This window comes from Alloalcanivorax mobilis (genome assembly GCF_002864685.1).
In the GTDB taxonomy this organism is placed as follows: Bacteria; Pseudomonadota; Gammaproteobacteria; order Pseudomonadales; family Alcanivoracaceae; genus Alloalcanivorax; species Alloalcanivorax mobilis.
Genome location: NZ_NMQZ01000003.1, coordinates 115,781 through 134,473, shown reverse-complemented (window position 1 = coordinate 134,473; position 18,693 = coordinate 115,781). Strand labels below are relative to the sequence as shown.

The following is an 18,693-nucleotide window of genomic DNA, read 5'->3' as shown; positions in this document are numbered from 1 at the left end:
TGAGATTGATAACCTTTCTCAGTATTTGAAAAGCGTAAGGCAGTACCGGGCCAAACCTGTTGCAGCAGGTTTTGGCCCTTTTCTTTCTCTCCCTGAAATCTCTACCGCGACCCGCTTCAACGGGGTGCCGTCCTGTCACGGCGGCTCATGCCGCTACCTTGAACGCCGCCTGTTTACTTGATTAAACCGACTTCCCGATAAAACGCTTCGGCACCTGGATGCAGCTTGAGGTAGCCGAGATCCGGCAGACGCTCACGGCTTGCCTTGGCCAAGGCCGGGTGCAGCGATTGATAGCGATCAATCTGCTGATACATGGATTTAGCCAGCTTGTAGGCATCCTCGAAGGTGGCTTCGGGGCCGGCTACGATCACGAAGCTGGTGAACGGCACGTAGAGCGGTTGCTTCTGGAATTCGTAGGAGTCGGCGGGAATTTCGCCGACCTTGAGGCCCAGGTCGTCGGCGACATAGCTCGCCAGCTTCTTGCCCAGCGGCACGAAGCCGATCTTTTGCACGCTGCCCAACTCGACGATGGACCCGGCCGGCGTGACACCGCCGGTAATCACCACGTCAAGACGGCCATCGCGCATCAGATCGTTGGAGGCGCCGGTGGGCAAGGCCACCAGTTTGCCGCCCCATTTCTCGATGTCGCTCATTTGCTTATCGTAGTAAGAAAGCAACGAGCGCACGTGCTCGCGTACCCACAGGTTCCCCGGCTGGTTTACCGACACCCGCATGGGTACCTGCTTTTTGATCAGATCGTCGAAGCTCTTGATGTCGTACTTATCGAGGAATTCCTGACGTGCGTATACCGCCAGGGCGAACACGTCCGGAGAGCCGTTCAACACGCCGGTAATCGTTCCCTTTTCGTATTTCTGGCGGAACGGAGCACGGCCATTAAAGGCCATGCGCGGTTCGATCATGCTTTCCAGAGCGAACGGCCGGCGGCCGGTGCGCAGATATTCCAGTGCGCCGGCTGGGTTGCCCGGTTCATAGACGATGCTGGAGTTGTCGTAGGTGCGACGAACCGCATCGATGACGCCTTCGCCGAACACCGACACCTGGCCGCCGGATGAATAGCCGGCGATGGTGACGTCCACCGGCGAGTCATCGACATCGGGCGCCGCCGTCGCCACCGCGCTGGCGCCGGTGAACAAGGCGATCAAGGCGTAACGGACGTAACGAGGGCGGGTCAGCCGCCGTAATGAATGGATCATAGTGAGCCTCCGTGATTATTGTATAAATTGCTCTGTGTCGTTATTTTCGGGCCGCAAAGCGCCCGTTTCCGTTTTCGGGCAAGGCGATGGCGATGGGGTGGACTGGCCCCATTGCCCTCGGTTGCCCGATCCGGCCTTTCCGGTCACACCAGAAAAGTCAGATTCGGCATCGCCTCATCGTTGTTCAGTAACATCACCTTTTTACTGAGCAGGCGGAACGTTTCCCCGCTGTCGCGCAGTCGATACAGACATTTGCCAAACCAGATGTTCTGCACTCCGACCCGGATTTCACCGAGTACGAAATTGCTGGCCACTTCGACAATGTCCTGCTCGCGGGATACCGCCACCACGCCGCCGATATTTCGGTTCAGCCTGGCCTGTGGCCGATAGGCGTGAGCGGTCTTGTCCTTGAGACGCATAATGCGTTCTTCCAGCTGGCTGCGATCGTCATAGATGATCGCGATGCCGGAAGAGGGGTCCTGATCGTCATCGTTGCACGGCACCCAGTAGCGGATGTCATTGCCTTCCCAAAGGGCCATCCAGGTGTCGTACTGATGCTCGTCCATGAGCGCCGCCTCATAGGTCAGAAATCTCTCCAGACGTTGCTGGGTCGCGGTATCGACAAGGCCGGTAGTGACTGCCTCGGGTGCCGCGTTCACGATCTGTTTTGCCATTCTCTTGTGCTCCGAATCTGTGCGTGCATGCCCGGCTTCAACGCCGGGTCATCAGTCGTTTCCATTCCTGCATTTGCGCGCGCTGGGTGGTTTCATCGCTTATGCAGGCGGCGACGCTGCCGTCCTCGTCCTGTTCTTCGCGGCCCAGGCCGCGGCCCAGCAACACCCAGGGATCGGCGTCGGCGATCAGCCCGCGCTGGGTGCGCTCGAAGATTTCCGCGTCATCCGGCGAGCCGGCGGCGGCGGGTCCATAGAAGGCTTCATGGGCGCGCAGTCGCTTTTCATTAATGCTGTCGCCGACGCCTTTAAGAAACACCGGGTACATCAGTACTTCGGTTTCCCCCGGGCTGATCGGCACCACCACTCGAACGTGGTCGTGGATCAGCTGCAGATTGGGAAACACGCCCAGGTGCGGGTCGCCGTGCCAGGCGATCAGTTCCTTGGCGTGCTCTTCGCCGTGGGCGGTGATCATATCCTCCACGTACCGCCGGCCGTCGTCGCTGGCGCGCAGGTCCTCAATGGATTGCTCGGCATGAGGCCGCCGCTGGGCACGGAAATCCAGGCAGGCGTGGCCATACTCAAATCCGCGTGTACGGCTTGAGGAGCTGTCCGCGAAAGGGTCCTCCAGATGCAGGGCACCCACCGCCGAGCCGGTGGTGTTCTCTCTCTTGCTGAAAATCTTGAACACCGACATATGAACGTAGTGCGGGTGGTAACCGTCCATGCCCACCTGCTTCCAGTTGCCACGGTAACGGGTGCGATTGACCACGCCGGGCTTCACTTGCAATTCTCCGGTGGGGGACGCATCGACCATGATGTCGAAGTATTTCAGTGTGGCGCCGAGATACTGGCGCAGGTCCATGGCCTGTTCGTCGAAGCTGGCGAAAACGAAGCCTCGGTAGCTGTCCACCCGTGGCACGCGGGTCAGGCCGTGCTGCTCGGGATCGAATTTCTGATCGTAGGCTTCCGCGCCGGTGACGCCGACCAGATCGCCTTTGCTGTCGTAGGTCCAGCCGTGATACCAGCACTGAAAGCGCTTGGCGTTGCCGCGCATCGCCTCACACACCTGCGCGCCCCGATGCCGGCAACGGTTGATAAGCAGTTGAATCTGGCCGTCACCGTCGCGGGTGGCGATGATCGGAAAACGGCCCAGTTGCAGGCGTTTGAAGTCGCCGTGCTTGGGGACTTCGCTTTCGTGCAGCGCGAACAGCCAGGTGCGATGGAAAATGCGTTCCATCTCATCTTGAAAGATCTGTTCGTCGGTAAAGATGGCGCTGTGCACGCGATCTTCTTTAATCAAGGCGCCGTAGTCGCGGCTGGTTGCAATCAGCGTGGTCATTGCTGTGTCCTTATGGGTTCACTGTGCGGCTCGCCGGCCGCTTGTTCATTGCGCGATGGCTTCGCCGAGGAAGTCGTTCACCAGCTTGTTGAACCGCGCGGCGTGCTCGATCTGTGTCCAGTGACCGCAGCGTCCGAACAAATGAAGTTGCGCGCGCTCGATCAGATCGAACAAGGTGCGCGAGGTAATCGGCGGCACGATGCGGTCTTCGCGGCCGTGCACGATCAGCGCTTCATGCGGCAGGGCGCGGATATCCGATTCGTTGCTGGCTAACGCCCGTACCCAGCGTTGCCGTGGCGCCGGGAACATCCGCGAGAAGGCCTCCTGGTAGCCGGGACGCACGCTTGCCCGGTAGCGCAGCTCCGCCAGTTCGTCGCTGAGCAAGCTGTTGTCGTAGGCAAAACTTTCCATCAATTCGCGCATGCCCTGCACCGAGGGCGTATAGCCCCACACCGCGTCCAGGCCCGGGGTCAGCTCGAAGTCGACACCGGCGGCCCCCATCAACACCAGGCGCCGGACCCGTTGCGGGTGGCGGATGGCCAATGCCAGGGCCAGCGCGCCGCCGTAGGAATTGCCCACCACGTCGGCTTGCTTCACGCCCAGCGCATCAAGGAAATCCACCGCGTGTTTGACCCAGGTGTCCAGGTTGTACTGAACGCCATCGGGGCGATCGGTGTAGCCGAAACCGACCATGTCCGGTGCCAGTACGCGGCGTTGCTTCGCCAGCTCGGCGATGTTCAGCCGCCAGTTCGCCCACGCGGTGACGCCGGGGCCGGAACCGTGCAGCAGCAGCACCGGAACGCCGTCGTGTTCGCCGGCGTCGTGGTAATTGGTTTCGATGCCGCCGGCATTGATGCGCAGGCCAAGTTCAGGGTTCTCATCGCTCATTGCTCATCTCCCTTGGTTAATGTCGCATCGCGCTTCGCCATCGACTGGCCCGCCGTGCCCCAGTGGGTTTTGGGCATCTCTTGCAGCAACACGCGTACCGCTTCCGGCTTCACCGATAGGGTGTGCACCACGGTATCGGTGAGGTTGCCGATCAGTTGTTCCTTGAGTTGCGCGTCGCGTCCTTCGACGATGGTGACTTGTAGTAAAGGCATTTTTTTCTCCCGGCCCTAAGCGATCCGCATGGAGATCGACCCCAGGCCCTGATAGCGCACATGGATGGCATCGCCGGGTTGCACGGCGATGGCGGCGGTGATGCCGCCGGTCATGACGAAGCTGCCGGCGGGCAGGTATTGATCCCGTTCGGCGAGCAGGTTGGCGAGCATCGCCACGCTGGCGGCGGGATGGCCCAGCACTGCCGCGCCGGCGCCGACTTCCACCACTTCGCCGTTCTTCTCCACCACCACGCCCAGCGTGGTCAGATCCAGGCCGGCGACGTCGGCGCTGCGCCCGCCGGTGACGAAGCGCGACGAGGAGGCGTTGTCCGCCACCACGCTGACCAGATCGAAATCGAAATTCTGGTAGCGCGAATCGATCACCTCCACCGCTGGAATGACAAAGTCGGTGGCGGCCAGCACATCGCCGATGTGGCAGCCGGGTCCGCGCAGCGGCGCCTTGGTCACGAACGCGAGCTCCGCCTCGATTTTGGGATGGATCAACTCGTCGCAGCGGATTTCACCGCCTTCGGGGATTGCGAAATAGTCGGCGAGAAAGCCGTAGATCGGTGTTTCGACGCCCATCTGCGCCATCTTGGCCCGCGACGTCAGCCCCATCTTCATGCCGGCCAAACGATGGCCGCGCTCGCGTTTGCGGCGCTGAATTTCCCACTGCACGTCATAGGCGTCGGCGAACGTCATGTCCGGGTAATCTCCGGTGACCTTGGCGATGGCGGTACGGTTCAGTTCCGCGTTTTCCACCCGTTCCGCCAGGGCCAGCATCTGCTCTTCGGTCAGCGTTCTCATCCGCGCGCCTCCTTGCCTTGCTCGGCGAGCAGATCCAGTGCCACGTCGACGATCATGTCTTCCTGGCCGCCGACCATGCGCCGTTTGCCCAGCTCAACCAGAATGTCCACGGTCTTCAGGCCGTATTTTCGCGCCGCCACTTCGGAATGGCGCAGGAAGCTGGAATAGACGCCGGCATAGCCCAGTGCGAGGGTCTCGCGGTCTACCCGCACCGGCCGGTCTTGCAAGGGGCGCACGATGTCGTCGGCGGCGTCCATCAGCGTGTACAGGTCGCATCCGTGCTGCCAGCCGAGCTTTTCGGCGGCGGCGATGAACACTTCCAGCGGCGCGTTGCCGGCGCCGGCGCCCATGCCCGCCAGGCTGGCGTCGACGCGATCACAGCCTTCTTCCACCGCCACGATCGAATTGGCCACGCCCAGCCCCAGGTTGTGATGGGCGTGCATGCCGGTGTGGGTTTCGGCTTTGAGCGCCGATTTCAGCGCACGGAAACGATCACGCACGTCCTGCATGCCGAGCGCACCGCCGGAGTCCACCACATAGATGCAGGTGGCGCCGTAGCTCTCCATCAGTTTGGCCTGTGTCGCCAGGTTTTCGGCGCTGGTCATGTGGCTCATCATCAAAAAGCCGACTGTGTCCATGCCCAGCTCGCGAGCCGCTTCGATGTGCTGCCTGGAGACATCCGCTTCGGTGCAGTGCGTGGCCACGCGCACCACCCTTGCACCGGCGCGATAGGCCGCTTTCAAGTCATGCACGGTGCCGATGCCCGGCAGCAACAAGGTGGCGATGCGGGCCCGCTCGATGACGTCGGCGACCGCCTCGATCCATTCCAGATCGGTGTGCGCGGCGAAACCATAATTGAAACTGGAGCCCTGCAGCCCGTCGCCGTGGGCCACCTCGATGCTGTCCACGCCAGCGCGGTCCAGTTGGCGGGCAATCGCTTGCACGTTGTCGATGGAGTATTGGTGGCGAATGGCGTGGCTGCCATCGCGCAAGGTGACGTCGGAGATATACAGTTTCTTACCAGGATCGAAATACATACTCAGGCTCCCCCTGCGATGGCCGCAGCGATGCGCTCGGCGGTGGCCAGAGCCGCCGAGGTCATGATGTCCAGATTGCCGGCGTAGGCGGGCAGATAGTGGGCGGCGCCTTCCACCTCCAGAAAGATGGACGTCTTGAGGCCATGGAAGCGGCCGACGCCGGGCAGGTTGAGCGGGGCGTCGGCGGCAATGTCGTCAAACTGGACGGCTTGCTTGAGGCGGTATCCGGGCACATAGGCGGCCACCGCCTGGGCCATTTCCCGCACCGAGGCTTCGATGCGCGCGCGGTCGGCGGCTTCGCAGAGCACATAGACGGTGTCGCGCATGATCAGCGGCGGCTCGGCCGGGTTGAGGACGATGATCGCCGCGCCCCGTTGCGCGCCGCCGATCACCTCAATGGCCTTCGAGGTGGTTTCGGTGAACTCGTCGATGTTGGCGCGGGTGCCGGGGCCGGCGGATTTGCTGGCGATGGAAGCCACGATCTCGGCGTAGTGCACCTTGGCGACCCGGGACACCGCCGCCACCATGGGAATGGTAGCCTGGCCGCCGCAGGTCACCATATTGACGTTGGTGGCGTTCAGGTTCTGTTCCAGATTGACCACCGGCACACAATAAGGACCGATGGCCGCCGGGGTCAGATCAATGATGCGCAGAGCGGGTTTCCTGGCGCGCAGAAACGCCTCGTTGTGCAGGTGGGCACCGGCGGAGGTGGCGTCGAACACCACCTGAATCTGGTCAAATTCGGGCAGGCGGGCGAGGCCTTCCACGCCCTCGTGGGTGGTCGCCACGCCGAGACGCCGGGCGCGCTCCAGGCCATCGGAGGCGGCGTCGATGCCAACCAGGGCCGCCACTTCAAGATGCTGCCCGTGGCGCAGAATCTTGATCATCAGATCGGTGCCGATATTGCCCGAACCGATAATCGCTGCTTTCAGTTTCTTACTCATTACCGAGAATCCTTTAAATAAAGCGTACCGAGGCGCTGCCAATACCGCCGATATCAACGCGCATGTGATCGCCCGGGCGCACCGGTTCCAGTGGTACCAGGGAGCCGGAAAGAATCACCTCGCCGGCTTTCAAAGAGGTGCCAAGCCGGCCCAGCGTATTGGCCAGCCAGGCAACACAGTTCACGGGCGAGCCGAGGGCGGCGGCGCCGGCACCGGTGCTGATGACCGAGCCGTTTTTCTCCACCACCATGCCGCAGGTGGCGAGGTCCACGCGGTGCGGCGACACCGCCTGGTCGCCGAGCACGAACAGCCCACAGGAGGCGTTGTCCGCGATCGTGTCCTGAATCGTGATGTTCCAATCGCGAATACGGGAATCGACGATTTCGAAGCAGGGCATCACGCATTCCGTGGCGGCGAGAACGTCGGCGTTGGTGATGCCGGGACCGCTCAGGTCACGTTTGAGCACGAAAGCGATTTCGCCCTCTGCTTTGGGTTGAATCAGTTCGCCCCCGATGGGCAGGGCATCGCCGTGGCCATACACCATGGTGTCGGTGAGATAGCCGAAATCCGGCTGGTGCACGTTCAGCATGCGTTGCACGGCGGTGCTGGTGACGCCGATTTTCTTGCCGATGACTTTTTCCCCTTCCGCCAGGCGCCGTTCCAGCAGACGCAGCGAGATGCGGTAGGCGTCTTCCAGGCTCAGGTCCGCTTGCCGCTCGGTGATCGGCGCGATCGCGCGCCGATCTCGCAATGCCTGAAACAGCTCATCGCCATAGTGTTCAATGCGGTTTTTTTCCATATCCGTGCTTTTCATATCGACTCGTGTCATCTCGATTCTTGTCATGCCGGTGCGTGACATGCCCTGGTGGCTCAATGGGCGCGGGTTACGCTCACAGCTTGATGCAGACGTTGGAAAGCTCGCTGTAGAACTCGAGGCCGTGCACGCCACCTTCGCGGCCAATGCCGGATTGTTTGCTGCCGCCAAACGGAGTGCGCAGATCACGCAGAAACCAGCTATTGACCCAGCACAGCCCAACGTCGATACGCGGTGCCACCCGGTGGGCGCGGGCGAGGTTTTCGGTCCACAGCGCGCAGGCCAGGCCATAGGGGGTGTCATTGACCTGTTCAATCACGTCGTCTTCGTCATCGAACGGCTGGATGTGGCAGCACGGGCCGAAGATCTCGTCGCTGAGCACCGCCGAGTGGGGCGGCAGCCCGGTCCAGATGGTGGGTTGTACCCAGGCGCCGTTGGCCAGCGCCTCGGGCATCTCCGGTACGCCGCCGCCGGTGACCACGGTGGCGCCGTCGCGGCGCGCGGTTTCGTAGTAAGAGAGCACCTTGTCCCGATGCGCGTGGCTGACCAGCGGACCAAAGCTGACACCTTCGTCGCGCCACCAGCCCGGCCGCAGTTGTTCCGCGCCTTGTTTGAGCCGGGCGACAAAGGCATCGAAAAGGGGGCGCTCCACGTACACGCGCTCGGTGCCCAGGCACACCTGGCCGCAGTTGGCGAAGGCCGAGCGAAGGGTGCCTTCGATGGCTTTATCGAGATCGGCGTCGGCGAACACCACGGCGCTGTTCTTGCCGCCCAGTTCAAAGGAGAGGGGCAGCAGGGATTGCGAAGCGGCTTGCATGATGGCGCGGCCGGTGCCGGTTTCGCCGGTGAAGGTGATGCCGTCGATGTGCGGATGGCGGGTCAGGTATTCACCAGCGGATTGCGGCCCGAAGCCGTGCACCACGTTATAGACCCCTTTGGGAATGCCGGCCTGGTTCATCACCTCGCCAAGCAGAGCCGCGGTATGCGGGGTTTCTTCCGAGGGTTTGACCACCACGGTGTTGCCGCAGGCCAGCGCCGGGCCCACTTTCCAGGTCATCAGCAGCAGCGGCAGGTTCCAAGGCGCCACCACCGCGATCACGCCGCGGGGTTTGCGCACCGCGTAATTGAGCGCGCCGTGGCCGTCCGGGGTATCGGTCACAAAGCTCTCGGTGGCGACGTTCTTGACCAGATCGGCGAACACTTTGAAGTTGGCGGCGCCACGGGGAATGTCGATGTGCGAGGCGAGGGCGGCGGGTTTGCCGGTGTCCAGGCACTCCGCTTCAAGAAACTCATCGAAGCGCGCGGTAATGCCGTCGGCGACCTTGTGCAACAGCGCCATGCGTTGTTCCACCGGCATGCTCCCCCAGTCGCCCTGTAACGCGGCGCGCGCCGCCGCCACCGCGGCATCCACCTCGCGCTGGCCGCCTTCGTGCACTTCGGCGATGCGCTCGCCATTGGCGGGGTTGATATCGTCGAAACGGCGGCCGCTGGAGGACTCCACATACTCGCCGTTGATGAAGTGCCTGATCTGTTGCATGGCTGGCTCCGTCTGCCGGCACCGCGAGCGCATCGCGATGCCGTGCGTTGTTGTTCTTAACTATTGAGATGGCCTCTCAATAATTGATTAAGGCGGAAAAAACGCGGGCCGGATCGACCCGCGGAACCGCTGTTTTCGTTGCTTCGGGCAGGCCGTTGGAAAGGTCCGCCTGACCACCAAACTGGGGTGGCCAATACTGGTTTGGAAAGCGTTGCGGACAAATGCTTCGCTATCTAAGTTAGATATCTAATATAAATTGCCAGTGGGCTGTCAACTTCTTTTTTTTGGGTTTTTCTGGCACCGGAAACGACAAAAAGGGCGCGGCTCGTGCTGGTATGACGATTTTCCGGGGTGCGGATTGGCGGGCTCAGGCGGGAGAAGTTTCGTGAACGGGGAGCGAACTGCGGGGAACGGCAAGTCTATGCGCGGCACGGCGCGCCGCCCAGGACGAGGCAGCGGCAAGACAATTTACTTAGCAAACTAACTTAAAAATCCACTATCATGCACGGGACAATTGACCGCAATCGGAAAAGGAGACGGACTCTCTGATGGGCCGACGAGACGATCACGCCGCACAACGTATACTGGAACACTGGCAAAGCGAATTCCCCGAGGACCGCCTCGCCCACCTGGTGCGCGACGCGGCACGGGTATTAGCAAAGAGCTTACAAGTGCGGCTGGCCGAGTATTCGGTCAGTTTCGGGCACTGGTCCTTTTTGCGCGTGCTCTGGTATTCCGAAGGATTGACGCAGCGGGAGCTTAGCGAGCAGGTGGGGCTGATGGAGCCGACCACGTTTACCGCGCTCAAGGCGATGGAGGCAAAGGGGCTGATCGAGCGGCGGCATCAGGATGGCAATCGCAAAAACCTGCACATCTACCTGACCGACAAAGGCCGCGCGCTTAAGGACGAGTTGATCCCGATCGCCGAGGAACTCAACGAAGTGGCGGTGCGCGGCCTCTCCGAAGAGGAGAGGCGCATCATGCACCGTGGCTTGCTGGCGATCATTCAGAATCTGTTCGAGGCCGGTGCCGTCTCTTGAGCGTGCGCCTCGGGCAGTGATCACACGTTGAAACGGAAGTGCACCACGTCGCCGTCCTGGACGATGTATTCCTTGCCTTCCAGGCGCCACTTGCCGGCATCCTTGGCGCCCTGTTCGCCATTGAACTGGATGAAATCGTCGTAGGCGGTGACTTCGGCGCGGATAAAGCCTTTCTCGAAGTCGGTGTGGATCACGCCGGCGGCCTGCGGGGCGGTGGCGCCGACTTTCACGGTCCAGGCGCGCACTTCCTTTTTGCCGGCGGTGAAGTAGGTTTGCAGGCCGAGCAGTTGGTAACCGGCGCGGATCACCCGGCTCAGGCCCGGCTCTTCCATGCCCAGGTCGGCGAGGAAGTCGGCCTTTTCCTCGTCGTCGAGTTCGGCGATTTCCGATTCGATCTTGGCGCAGATCGGCACCACCGAGGCGTTCTCTTGGGCGGCCAGTTCGCGGACCTTGTCCAGCAGCGGGTTATTGTCGAAGCCGTCCTCGTCCACGTTGGCGATGTACATGGTCGGTTTGAGGGTGAGCAGGTTGAGGCTGCGCAGGGTTTTGCGGTCGTCGTCGCTGAGGTCGACGGCGCGGGCCGGCTGGCCTTCGTTGAGCACCGGCAGCAGTTTTTCCAACACCGGAATCAGGGCCTGGGCTTCCTTGTTCTGGCCCTTGGCGGCTTTTTGGGCGCGTTGGTGGGCGCGTTCCACGGAATCCAGATCGGCCAGCGCCAGTTCGGTGTTGATGATCTCGATGTCGTCCAGCGGCGACACTTTACCGGCCACGTGAATCACATTCTCGTCATCGAAGCAGCGCACCACGTGGGCGATGGCGTCGGTGTCGCGAATGTTGGCCAGGAACTGGTTGCCGAGGCCTTCGCCCTTGGAAGCACCGGCCACCAGGCCGGCGATGTCGACGAATTCCATGGTCGCCGGAATCACCTTTTCCGGGCTGACGATGGCGCTGAGCCGGTCCAGGCGCGGATCGGGCACTGGCACCACCCCGGTATTGGGCTCGATGGTGCAAAAGGGAAAGTTCTCGGCGTCGATGCCGGCCTTGGTCAAGGCGTTGAAAAGCGTGGATTTGCCCACATTGGGCAGGCCCACGATGCCGCATTGAATACCCATATCCGCACCTCCGTTTTCGAGGGCGCAATGCTACTCAAGGCGTGCCCAAAAAGCGACCGGCACGGCGGTTGTTCCGCCACTTGCCAGAACTGTTTCTCGCCCCGGGTTGCTGGGGAGACCGCCGGCACAGGCTCTGGCGCCGTCCCTCGGCGGGGCGGGCGCGGCTAGACTGGCCAGTCAAGGAGGGAAGGACACCATGAGCGAGCGTATCCTCTATCAGTTTCCGATTTCTCACTACTGCGAGAAGTCGCGCTGGCAGCTTGACCACAAGGGGCTGGAATACCGCATTCGCAACCTGCTGCCCGGCCCGCACCGGCTGCGCAGCCAATGGTTGGCGCGCATCAACACGCTGCCGATTCTGCGTGATGGCAAGCGGGTGGTGGGCGATTCCACCAAAATCGCCTATTACCTGGAGAAGTATTACCCGGAGCGCAGCCTGACCCCGGCCGATGCCGACCAGCGCGCCGCGATGATCGAGCTTGAACAGCAGATGGACCGTTACGGCGTGCACGTGCGCCGCTGGCTCTATGGTCAGGTGATTGATCGCCCGGAGGTGATGAATGCGATGCTCGATCCTTACCGGCTGCCGGCACCGATTCAGCGTTGGCTGACGCCGATCACCCGCGAGGGGACGCGGCGGCTTTACCGCATCGAGCCGAAGGCGGTGATGCGCTCGGAGCAGCGTCTGGAAGAGGGGCTGGCCATGCTGGAGGCGCAATTGACGCGCAGCGGCGGCGAGTACCTGGTGGGCGGGCGCTTGAGCCTGGCGGACATCGCCGCCGCCAGCCTGCTGGCGCCACTGGTCGCGCCGCCCGGCACACCCTGGGACATGTTCGCCGAAGGCAGCCTGCCGCCGGCGCTGGACAAACAACTGGCGGATTTGCGTGAGCGGCCGGTGGGCCGTTGGGTGTTGGAGCGCTATCGGACCGACCGGTAAAAACCGAAAGTTAAAAGTTAAAACGCGGGAAGGCGCGAGATCCCGCCGGCGCCGTGCTGCCCGCGCTGCATCGCAGGGGGCGGGTTCTTTCAACTTTTAACTTTCAACGGTTTTATTCAGTTAAGCCCGAAACCCATTCAACCCATTCATCGCCGCGTTCAGCTCACCGCGTAACAGGTCCGGTGTGTGGCGGACCGCTTCGTCGATGGCTTTGTCGATCAGGTCGCGGTCGTGTCTTGAGGGTTTGTTGAGCACGTGAGGCGTCACCAGGTCGGCGCTGCCGGGGTGGCCGATGCCGATGCGCAGACGATGGAAATCACGGCTGTTGCCGTGGCGCGCGATGATGTCGCGCAGGCCGTTGTGGCCGCCGTGGCCGCCGCCCTGTTTGAAGCGCGCCACACCGGGCGGCAGATCCAGTTCGTCGTGGGCGACCAGCATTTGCGAAGGCGGGATCTTGAAGAAGTTGGCGAGGGCCGAGGTGGCCTGGCCACTGCGATTCATAAAGGTGTTGGGCACCAGCAGGCGGACCGTTTCACCGTCGAACTGGAAGGTGGCGGTCAGGCCGAAATACTTCTTGTCTTCGTTCAGAAAAACGCCCTGGGCACGGGCCAGGGCGTCGATGTACCAGACACCGGCGTTGTGGCGGGTGGCGTCGTATTCGGGGCCCGGGTTACCCAGGCCCACGATCAGTCGAACCGACTCCGCCACGACGCTGATCAATCCTCGTCGGAGGCTTCGGCGTCACCGCCGCTGGCGGCTTCTTCTTCGTCACTGTCGGCGCTGGCACGCACTTTCGGAGTGTGTACCGCGGCCACCGGCTGGTCGTGGTCTTCGCCCAGGGCCAGTTGGGTCAGTTCCACGCCGGCGGGCAGTTTCACGTCGGACAGGTGAATCACCTGGTCCAGCTCCACCGCGGTCATGTCCACGGTGAGGTATTCCGGCAGGTTCTGCGGCAGACAGCTCACTTCCACTTCGGCGATGTTGTGGTGGATTTCGCCACCTTGTTTCTTCACGCCAATGCACTTCTCTTCGTTGGTGAAGTGCAGCGGTACCACCATGGTGATCTTGTGGCTCTGATCCACACGCAGGAAGTCGATGTGGGCGGGGAAACCGGTGGCCGGGTGGCGCTGCAGATCCCGCAGGACCGCCTGCTGCTCTTTGCCATCCAGTTTCAGGGTCAGCACGTGGCTGTAGAAGGCCTCGGTTTCCAGGGCTTTCTTCAGTTCGCGCATTTCCAGGGAAACCATCACCGGCTCGGCTTCGCCGCCGTAGATGATACCCGGGACTTTATTGTGCAGACGACGCAGGCGGCGGCTCGCACCTTTCCCCGCGTGGCTGCGGTTTTCAGCAGTCAGCGTAAATGCATTGGACATGATGATGTCTCCGTTATGCCCCCCGCCACCCCGCGACCAGGCGCGACGAAGAGATTGATAACCCCGGACGGATGCCCGGAAGGGGGCGGATTATGCCGGAAATCTGGCCAGGAGGCCAGACGTTGGGGTTGGAAGTTAAAAGTGACAAGTTAAAAGTTGAAGGCGCGTGATCAGAGGGGCGTCGCCGAAACGCAAGAGGCCGCGTCCAGGCGATGGGCGCGGCCTCCGATGCTGAACGCGGGCAGAAGAGCCTGGCCGCGCTTTCAACTTTTAACCTGCAACTTTCAACCGCCTTAAACCAACTCCAACCTGTCGAACATGGCGGACAGGGATTCTTCGTTGTTTACCCGGCGGATGGTCTCGGCGAGCATCGGCGCCAGGTTGAGCACGCGGATGTTGCCGCAGCGCCGGGCTTCTTCGCTGAGAGGGATGGTGTCGGTGACCACCAGCTGGTCCATGGCGCTGGCGGCGATGTTCTTGATCGCCGGGCCGGAGAGCACCGGGTGGGTACAGTAGGCGAACACCTTGGCGGCGCCGTGGTCCTTGAGGGCCTGGGCGGCTTTGCACAGGGTGCCGGCGGTGTCGACGATGTCGTCCACCAGCACGCAGGTGCGGCCTTCGACTTCACCGATGATGTGCATCACCTGGGATTCGTTGGCCTTGGGGCGGCGTTTGTCGATGATCGCCAGGTCCGCGTCGTTGAGTTGCTTGGCCAGGGCGCGGGCGCGCACCACGCCGCCCACGTCCGGGCTCACCACCATCAGGTCGTCGTGCTTCTGGCGCTCGATGTCGGCGACGATCAGCGGCGTGGCGTAGACGTTGTCCACGGGAATGTCGAAGAAACCCTGAATCTGGTCGGCGTGCAGGTCCACGGTCACCACCCGGTCGATGCCCACGGCGGTGATCATGTCGGCCACCACCTTGGCGGTGATCGGCACCCGCGCGGAGCGCACCCGGCGATCCTGGCGGGCGTAGCCGAAGTAGGGCATCACCGCGGTGATGCGGCCGGCGGAGGAGCGGCGCAGGGCGTCCGCCATCACCAGCAGTTCCATCAGGTTGTTGTTGGTGGGCTGGCAGGTGGACTGGACGATGAACACGTCCTTGCCGCGCACGTTTTCCTGGATGTCCACGGCCACTTCGCCGTCGCTGAAGGTGCCCACTTCGGCGTCGCCGATGGGCAGGTTCAGCTGTTTGACCATGGCCTCGGCCAGTTCCGGGTTGGCGTTCCCGGTGAAAACGACGAGTTTGGACACTGGCGCCCCCTGGGGAATGGCTTAATGAGTTTGGGTATGATGCGGGAAAATATGGCTGGGGTACCAGGACTCGAACCTGGGAATGACGGGATCAAAACCCGCTGCCTTACCAACTTGGCTATACCCCAACACTAACTTGCCTCAGGTTTGACCTGAATTCTGCGTGGCTCGAAGCGTCGCCAGTGCCTCATGAAGAGGTGAGATTTGAGTGCTTCGAGCTACAAAAGCTGTCCAGTGTTGTGGCAATCGCTGCAGCAATGGCTGCGCTGATTGCTCTCCGGTCAGGCGTGCGAAACAGCAAGCGCCGGTGCCGGTCATGCGGGCGTTACCCGCTTCTCGCTGGAGCCAGTCCAGGGCTTCCCCAATGGCGGGAAAGTGGCGTCTGGCAACGGCTTCACAATCGTTGTGCAGCGTTTCCAGGGTGGCCGCCCCAAGCGAGGCCGGTAATTTAATGGTGGGGGTGTGCCTTGTCAATTGCCGGTCGTTGAAAATTCGAGCGGTTGAAACACTAATGCCCGGTTCCACCACCAGAAACCACTGTTGCGGCAGCGGCACCGGTGTCAGCCGGTCACCGACGCCCTCGGCCCAGGCGTTGCGGCCGCGCACGAACACCGGCACGTCGGCGCCCAGCATCAGGCCCAATTCGGCCAACCGCTGTTCACCGAGATTCAGCCCCCACAGCTGGTCCAGGCCCCACAGGGCGGTGGCCGCGTCGGAGGAGCCACCGCCCAGGCCGCCACCGGCGGGCAGCCGCTTGGTCAGGGTCAGGCGGGCGCCGGCGGCGCAGCCGGTCTGTTGGCGCAGCAGGCGCGCGGCGCGCAGCACCAGGTTGTCGTCGTCGGCCAGGGCCGGGTCGTCACAGCGCAGACTCAATCGCTCGGCGCTCTCGAAGGTCAGGGTGTCACCGTGATCGAGCAGCGCGAACAGGGTTTGCAGTTCGTGGAAGCCATTCGGCCGACGGCCGGTGATATGCAAAAAAAGATTCAACTTGGCCGGCGCCGGCAGAGAGAAGCGCGTCATGGCAGCGGTTGCCACTCCCTGATCAGCAGGGTAAAGCGATCGTCGCCCTGGACCGCCTTGATGCGATGCGGCAACGCCACCCGGCCGACCTTTTCATAGCGGTCGAACTCGAGTTGCCAGCCCAATTGCCGCAGGCCGGTAATCTGGCCTGCGTCGTTGGTCTGCGCTTCGCCGGGGGCGCCCGGCCACTGCAGGCCGCGGCTCCAGTACTGCAGCGCCGAGACCGGCAGCCAGAAGCCGGTCAGGTGCCAGGCCAGCTCGCCGGGGCTGCGCGCCTGCCATTCGCCTTTGCCGGTGCGCAGCCGGGCGACGCCGGGCCGCCAGGTCAACTCGGCGCTGCCAAAGCCGAGCGGGCCGGAAAAGTGAATTTCACCGTTGCGCGGCGTCTGGTGCCAGTCAAAGGTGGCGGAGCCGCCGTCCTCAGCGGTGCGGTAACCGAGTTTGCCGCTCATGTTCCAGCGCTGAATCTGATCGGCGCGGCTGAAATCGGTGGTCACCACGGGCTGGCTCTGGCAGGCCGCCAGCAGCACCGCGAGCAGGGGCCACAGGTATTTCACAGCTCCACCTCCAGGCGTTTCAGGGTGTTGCGCACCGCCGGGGCGTCCGGTTCCGCATCCAGGCTGCTCTTCCAGACCAGCCGCGCTTTATCGTGCTCGCCCAGTTGCCAGAGCACCTCGCCCAGGTGCGCGGCGACCTCCGAATCGGGATAAAGCGCGTGGGCGCGCGCCAGATAACGCAGCGCCTGGTCCAGCCGGCCCTGTCGGTACAGCACCCAGCCCATGGAATCGAGGATCGCCGGGTCGTCCGGGTTTTGCTGAAGCGCCTGGCGGATCATTTGTTCCGCCTGATCCAGGTGCACACCCCGGTCGGCCCAGGTGTAGCCCAGCGCATTGAGAGCGCCGGCGTCGTTGGGTTGCAGTTCCAACACCCGTTTCAAGTCGCGCTCCATGACTTCAAAGCGGCCCATGGTCTGGGCGGTCATGCCGTGGGAATAAAGCAGGTCGGCGTTGTCCGGCTGGTTGGCGAGCGCCTCTTTGAGCATCGCCAGCGCGCCGTCGGCGTCGCCGTTTTCGGTTTTCATTTCCGCTTCGCTGATCACCAGCACGTCGGTGCTGCCCGGATTCTGGTTGATCAGGGTGGTCATCAGGGCATGGGCTTCGGCGCTGCGTCCCTGGCGGTACATGAGGCGGGCCGCCTGCACCTGGGCGCGCAGGCTGTCGCTGCCCTGGACCTGCAGATAATAGTCGATGGCCTGGTCCGGGGCGTCGCGCAATTCCGCCGCCTGGCCCAGGTTGAGGCGAATCTCGTCGCTGCGATAGCCTTGGGCCAGCAAGCCCCGCAGCAGATCCTCGGCGGCGTCGCCGGCGCCGGATTCCAGGGCGATCAGCGCCAGCGAGTATTGCAGATCCAGGTCGTCCGGGTTCTGCTCGGCGAGAATCCGCAATTGCTGCTCAGCCTTTTCGGTCTGCCGGGCGGCCAGCAGCAGGCGGATGTAGGCGACCCGTGGGCGGCGCGCCTCGGGGCGTTCGTCCACCAGCTTGCTGAGATGGCGCAGGGCTTTTTTGTGCTCGCCCTGTTCGAACAGCAACTGGCCCTTGAGCAGCTGCGCTTCCTGGTGCCCGGGTTGCCGGTCCAGAGCGTGCTCCACCGCCTCCATGGCGCCTTCCAGGTCCGCTTGCTGGCGCAGATCCAGGGCCCGCGCATACCACAGCGGGGCTTCGTCGGGGTAGCGTTCGGCCAGCCCGGACAGAGCGCTGAGCAATTGCCGGTTGCCTTCTTCATCCAGGCTTTGGGCCTCGGCCACCAGAGGCACCAGGGCGTCGCTGCCGGAGCGTTTCACCAGCCGGTCGATGTGCACGGCGGCGGCGTCGCCATTGCCCAGTTCGATCTCCGCCAGCGCCGCCAGGCGCAGGGCGTCCTCGTTGTCCGGTTCGCGCTCAAGCCACAGGCCGGCGAGTCGCCGGGCCTGGTCCGGGTCCTGCAGGAAAGTGGCCAGGCGGGTGGCCTGGCCGATCACCTCGGGATCATGGGTGCGGGAGGCGGCCTTGCCGTAATAGGCCATGGTCACATCCAGCGCTTGCCGCTGGGCGGCCACTTCGGCCACCAGCAGGTCGCCCAGGGTTTCGCCATCGTAGCGGATCGGCGGCAGGTTGGCGGGCGGCGGCGTGGCCGGTTTGGGCGCGGGCGGGGTGTGCGCGCAGCCCGCCAGGGCGGCGAGCGCGACAATAATAAGCGACGGACGTGATTTCATCGGCTGCCAATCGAGGTCTCAGTGAGCGGCTATCATGGCACACCGCCGGGGTGCACCCAAGGGAGCCTTGAACCCATTTTCCGACCGCCGCGGGCGCTCCGCCAGATCGTGGCCATGCAGTGGACCCGGCGGCGCTGGCCCGGCCGGCTGGAGAGGCCGGGCTCGCCGGCGCTGACATTGTTTTACAGGGCGGATTCGCGCAAAATGCGACACCCTTGCGCGTATCAGGCAGAACCCCTTT

19 protein-coding genes and 1 tRNA gene are annotated in these 18,693 nt (G+C 63.1%); 2 read left to right on the top strand and 18 right to left on the bottom strand.

The window, feature by feature from the left end:
- Positions 1 to 173 precede the first annotated feature (173 nt).
- The 10 genes from CGS25_RS03355 to CGS25_RS03310 form a co-directional block, all read right to left on the bottom strand.
- Positions 174 to 1,214 (bottom strand): TAXI family TRAP transporter solute-binding subunit, encoded by a 1,041-nt coding sequence (locus CGS25_RS03355; protein WP_101674597.1) that lies wholly within the window; start codon positions 1,212 to 1,214, stop codon positions 174 to 176.
- 143 nt (positions 1,215 to 1,357) lie between these two features.
- On the bottom strand, positions 1,358 to 1,888 hold the full coding sequence (locus CGS25_RS03350) for an aromatic-ring-hydroxylating dioxygenase subunit beta (protein ID WP_089033052.1): 531 nt from the start codon (positions 1,886 to 1,888) through the stop codon (positions 1,358 to 1,360).
- 37 nt (positions 1,889 to 1,925) lie between these two features.
- Entirely contained in the window at positions 1,926 to 3,227 is a 1,302-nt protein-coding gene (locus CGS25_RS03345) for an aromatic ring-hydroxylating oxygenase subunit alpha (protein WP_089033051.1), read from the bottom strand.
- A 45-nt stretch (positions 3,228 to 3,272) separates the two neighbouring features.
- Positions 3,273 to 4,115, bottom strand: coding sequence for an alpha/beta hydrolase (locus CGS25_RS03340; RefSeq protein ID WP_101674596.1), 843 nt, complete (start codon positions 4,113 to 4,115; stop codon positions 3,273 to 3,275).
- On the bottom strand, positions 4,112 to 4,327 hold the full coding sequence (locus CGS25_RS03335; RefSeq protein WP_101674595.1) for a 2-hydroxymuconate tautomerase family protein: 216 nt from the start codon (positions 4,325 to 4,327) through the stop codon (positions 4,112 to 4,114). Before CGS25_RS03335 ends, CGS25_RS03340 begins: the two co-directional genes overlap by 4 nt.
- A 15-nt stretch (positions 4,328 to 4,342) precedes the next feature.
- Positions 4,343 to 5,134, bottom strand: coding sequence for a 2-oxo-3-hexenedioate decarboxylase (gene dmpH / locus CGS25_RS03330; RefSeq protein WP_101674594.1), 792 nt, complete (start codon positions 5,132 to 5,134; stop codon positions 4,343 to 4,345).
- Positions 5,131 to 6,171, bottom strand: coding sequence for a 4-hydroxy-2-oxovalerate aldolase (gene dmpG, locus CGS25_RS03325; protein ID WP_089033047.1), 1,041 nt, complete (start codon positions 6,169 to 6,171; stop codon positions 5,131 to 5,133). The genes dmpH and dmpG overlap by 4 nt, the downstream gene beginning before the upstream one ends.
- Positions 6,172 to 6,173: 2 nt before the next feature.
- The gene (locus CGS25_RS03320) at positions 6,174 to 7,115 is read right to left on the bottom strand and encodes an acetaldehyde dehydrogenase (acetylating) (protein WP_101674593.1); all 942 of its coding nucleotides are present in this window, start codon (positions 7,113 to 7,115) and stop codon (positions 6,174 to 6,176) included.
- Positions 7,116 to 7,128: 13 nt separating this feature from the next.
- Positions 7,129 to 7,914 (bottom strand): 2-oxopent-4-enoate hydratase, encoded by a 786-nt coding sequence (gene dmpE, locus CGS25_RS03315; RefSeq protein ID WP_089034571.1) that lies wholly within the window; start codon positions 7,912 to 7,914, stop codon positions 7,129 to 7,131.
- Between the two features lie 91 nt (positions 7,915 to 8,005).
- Positions 8,006 to 9,466 carry a 2-hydroxymuconic semialdehyde dehydrogenase gene (locus tag CGS25_RS03310; RefSeq protein ID WP_101674592.1) on the bottom strand — a complete coding sequence of 487 codons (1,461 nt, stop codon included), beginning with the start codon at positions 9,464 to 9,466 and terminating at the stop codon, positions 8,006 to 8,008.
- A gap of 548 nt (positions 9,467 to 10,014) precedes the next feature.
- Between CGS25_RS03310 and CGS25_RS03305 the strand changes: the two genes are divergently transcribed.
- Positions 10,015 to 10,506, top strand: a complete 492-nt coding sequence (locus CGS25_RS03305) for a MarR family winged helix-turn-helix transcriptional regulator (RefSeq protein ID WP_089033044.1) — start codon at positions 10,015 to 10,017, stop codon at positions 10,504 to 10,506.
- A 20-nt stretch (positions 10,507 to 10,526) separates the two neighbouring features.
- Here CGS25_RS03305 and ychF read toward each other — a convergent pair whose 3' ends face one another.
- The gene (ychF, locus tag CGS25_RS03300; protein ID WP_089033043.1) at positions 10,527 to 11,618 is read right to left on the bottom strand and encodes a redox-regulated ATPase YchF; all 1,092 of its coding nucleotides are present in this window, start codon (positions 11,616 to 11,618) and stop codon (positions 10,527 to 10,529) included.
- 196 nt (positions 11,619 to 11,814) lie between these two features.
- On the opposite strand from ychF, the gene CGS25_RS03295 reads away from it, so the two are divergent.
- A complete protein-coding gene (locus CGS25_RS03295) occupies positions 11,815 to 12,555 on the top strand; it encodes a glutathione S-transferase family protein (protein WP_101674591.1) in 741 nt (246 codons plus the stop codon).
- A 120-nt stretch (positions 12,556 to 12,675) separates the two neighbouring features.
- On the opposite strand, the gene pth is transcribed toward CGS25_RS03295, so the two are convergent.
- The 7 genes from pth to CGS25_RS03260 all read right to left on the bottom strand — a co-directional run bounded on the left by pth (position 12,676) and on the right by CGS25_RS03260 (position 18,452).
- Complete coding sequence (gene pth, locus CGS25_RS03290; RefSeq protein WP_101674590.1) at positions 12,676 to 13,263, bottom strand: aminoacyl-tRNA hydrolase; 588 nt, start codon at positions 13,261 to 13,263, stop codon at positions 12,676 to 12,678.
- 8 nt (positions 13,264 to 13,271) lie between these two features.
- Positions 13,272 to 13,928 (bottom strand): 50S ribosomal protein L25/general stress protein Ctc, encoded by a 657-nt coding sequence (locus CGS25_RS03285; RefSeq protein ID WP_089033040.1) that lies wholly within the window; start codon positions 13,926 to 13,928, stop codon positions 13,272 to 13,274.
- 293 nt (positions 13,929 to 14,221) lie between these two features.
- On the bottom strand, positions 14,222 to 15,181 hold the full coding sequence (locus tag CGS25_RS03280) for a ribose-phosphate pyrophosphokinase (protein ID WP_089033039.1): 960 nt from the start codon (positions 15,179 to 15,181) through the stop codon (positions 14,222 to 14,224).
- A gap of 52 nt (positions 15,182 to 15,233) precedes the next feature.
- Positions 15,234 to 15,309, bottom strand: a tRNA-Gln gene (locus CGS25_RS03275).
- Positions 15,310 to 15,322: 13 nt separating this feature from the next.
- A complete protein-coding gene (gene ispE, locus CGS25_RS03270; protein ID WP_101674589.1) occupies positions 15,323 to 16,201 on the bottom strand; it encodes a 4-(cytidine 5'-diphospho)-2-C-methyl-D-erythritol kinase in 879 nt (292 codons plus the stop codon).
- Entirely contained in the window at positions 16,198 to 16,758 is a 561-nt protein-coding gene (gene lolB, locus CGS25_RS03265) for a lipoprotein insertase outer membrane protein LolB (protein WP_232802235.1), read from the bottom strand. Before lolB ends, ispE begins: the two co-directional genes overlap by 4 nt.
- Positions 16,755 to 18,452 carry a tetratricopeptide repeat protein gene (locus CGS25_RS03260; RefSeq protein ID WP_101674588.1) on the bottom strand — a complete coding sequence of 566 codons (1,698 nt, stop codon included), beginning with the start codon at positions 18,450 to 18,452 and terminating at the stop codon, positions 16,755 to 16,757. The genes lolB and CGS25_RS03260 overlap by 4 nt, the downstream gene beginning before the upstream one ends.
- Between the last annotated feature and the right edge of the window lie 241 nt (positions 18,453 to 18,693).

Excerpts from the sequence above, each read along its gene's own strand:
- CGS25_RS03305 (WP_089033044.1), top strand. The coding sequence starts at position 10,015 with ATGGGCCGACGAGACGATCACGCCGCACAACGTATACTGGAACACTGG.
- CGS25_RS03335 (WP_101674595.1), bottom strand. The coding sequence starts at position 4,327 with ATGCCTTTACTACAAGTCACCATCGTCGAAGGACGCGACGCGCAACTC.
- ychF (WP_089033043.1), bottom strand. The coding sequence starts at position 11,618 with ATGGGTATTCAATGCGGCATCGTGGGCCTGCCCAATGTGGGCAAATCC.
- ispE (WP_101674589.1), bottom strand. The coding sequence starts at position 16,201 with ATGACGCGCTTCTCTCTGCCGGCGCCGGCCAAGTTGAATCTTTTTTTG.
- CGS25_RS03260 (WP_101674588.1), bottom strand. The coding sequence starts at position 18,452 with ATGAAATCACGTCCGTCGCTTATTATTGTCGCGCTCGCCGCCCTGGCG.
- CGS25_RS03320 (WP_101674593.1), bottom strand. The coding sequence starts at position 7,115 with ATGAGTAAGAAACTGAAAGCAGCGATTATCGGTTCGGGCAATATCGGC.
- CGS25_RS03285 (WP_089033040.1), bottom strand. The coding sequence starts at position 13,928 with ATGTCCAATGCATTTACGCTGACTGCTGAAAACCGCAGCCACGCGGGG.
- dmpE (WP_089034571.1), bottom strand. The coding sequence starts at position 7,914 with ATGGAAAAAAACCGCATTGAACACTATGGCGATGAGCTGTTTCAGGCA.
- dmpG (WP_089033047.1), bottom strand. The coding sequence starts at position 6,171 with ATGTATTTCGATCCTGGTAAGAAACTGTATATCTCCGACGTCACCTTG.
- CGS25_RS03345 (WP_089033051.1), bottom strand. The coding sequence starts at position 3,227 with ATGACCACGCTGATTGCAACCAGCCGCGACTACGGCGCCTTGATTAAA.
- CGS25_RS03350 (WP_089033052.1), bottom strand. The coding sequence starts at position 1,888 with ATGGCAAAACAGATCGTGAACGCGGCACCCGAGGCAGTCACTACCGGC.
- CGS25_RS03310 (WP_101674592.1), bottom strand. The coding sequence starts at position 9,466 with ATGCAACAGATCAGGCACTTCATCAACGGCGAGTATGTGGAGTCCTCC.
- CGS25_RS03355 (WP_101674597.1), bottom strand. The coding sequence starts at position 1,214 with ATGATCCATTCATTACGGCGGCTGACCCGCCCTCGTTACGTCCGTTAC.
- CGS25_RS03295 (WP_101674591.1), top strand. The coding sequence starts at position 11,815 with ATGAGCGAGCGTATCCTCTATCAGTTTCCGATTTCTCACTACTGCGAG.
- dmpH (WP_101674594.1), bottom strand. The coding sequence starts at position 5,134 with ATGAGAACGCTGACCGAAGAGCAGATGCTGGCCCTGGCGGAACGGGTG.
- CGS25_RS03340 (WP_101674596.1), bottom strand. The coding sequence starts at position 4,115 with ATGAGCGATGAGAACCCTGAACTTGGCCTGCGCATCAATGCCGGCGGC.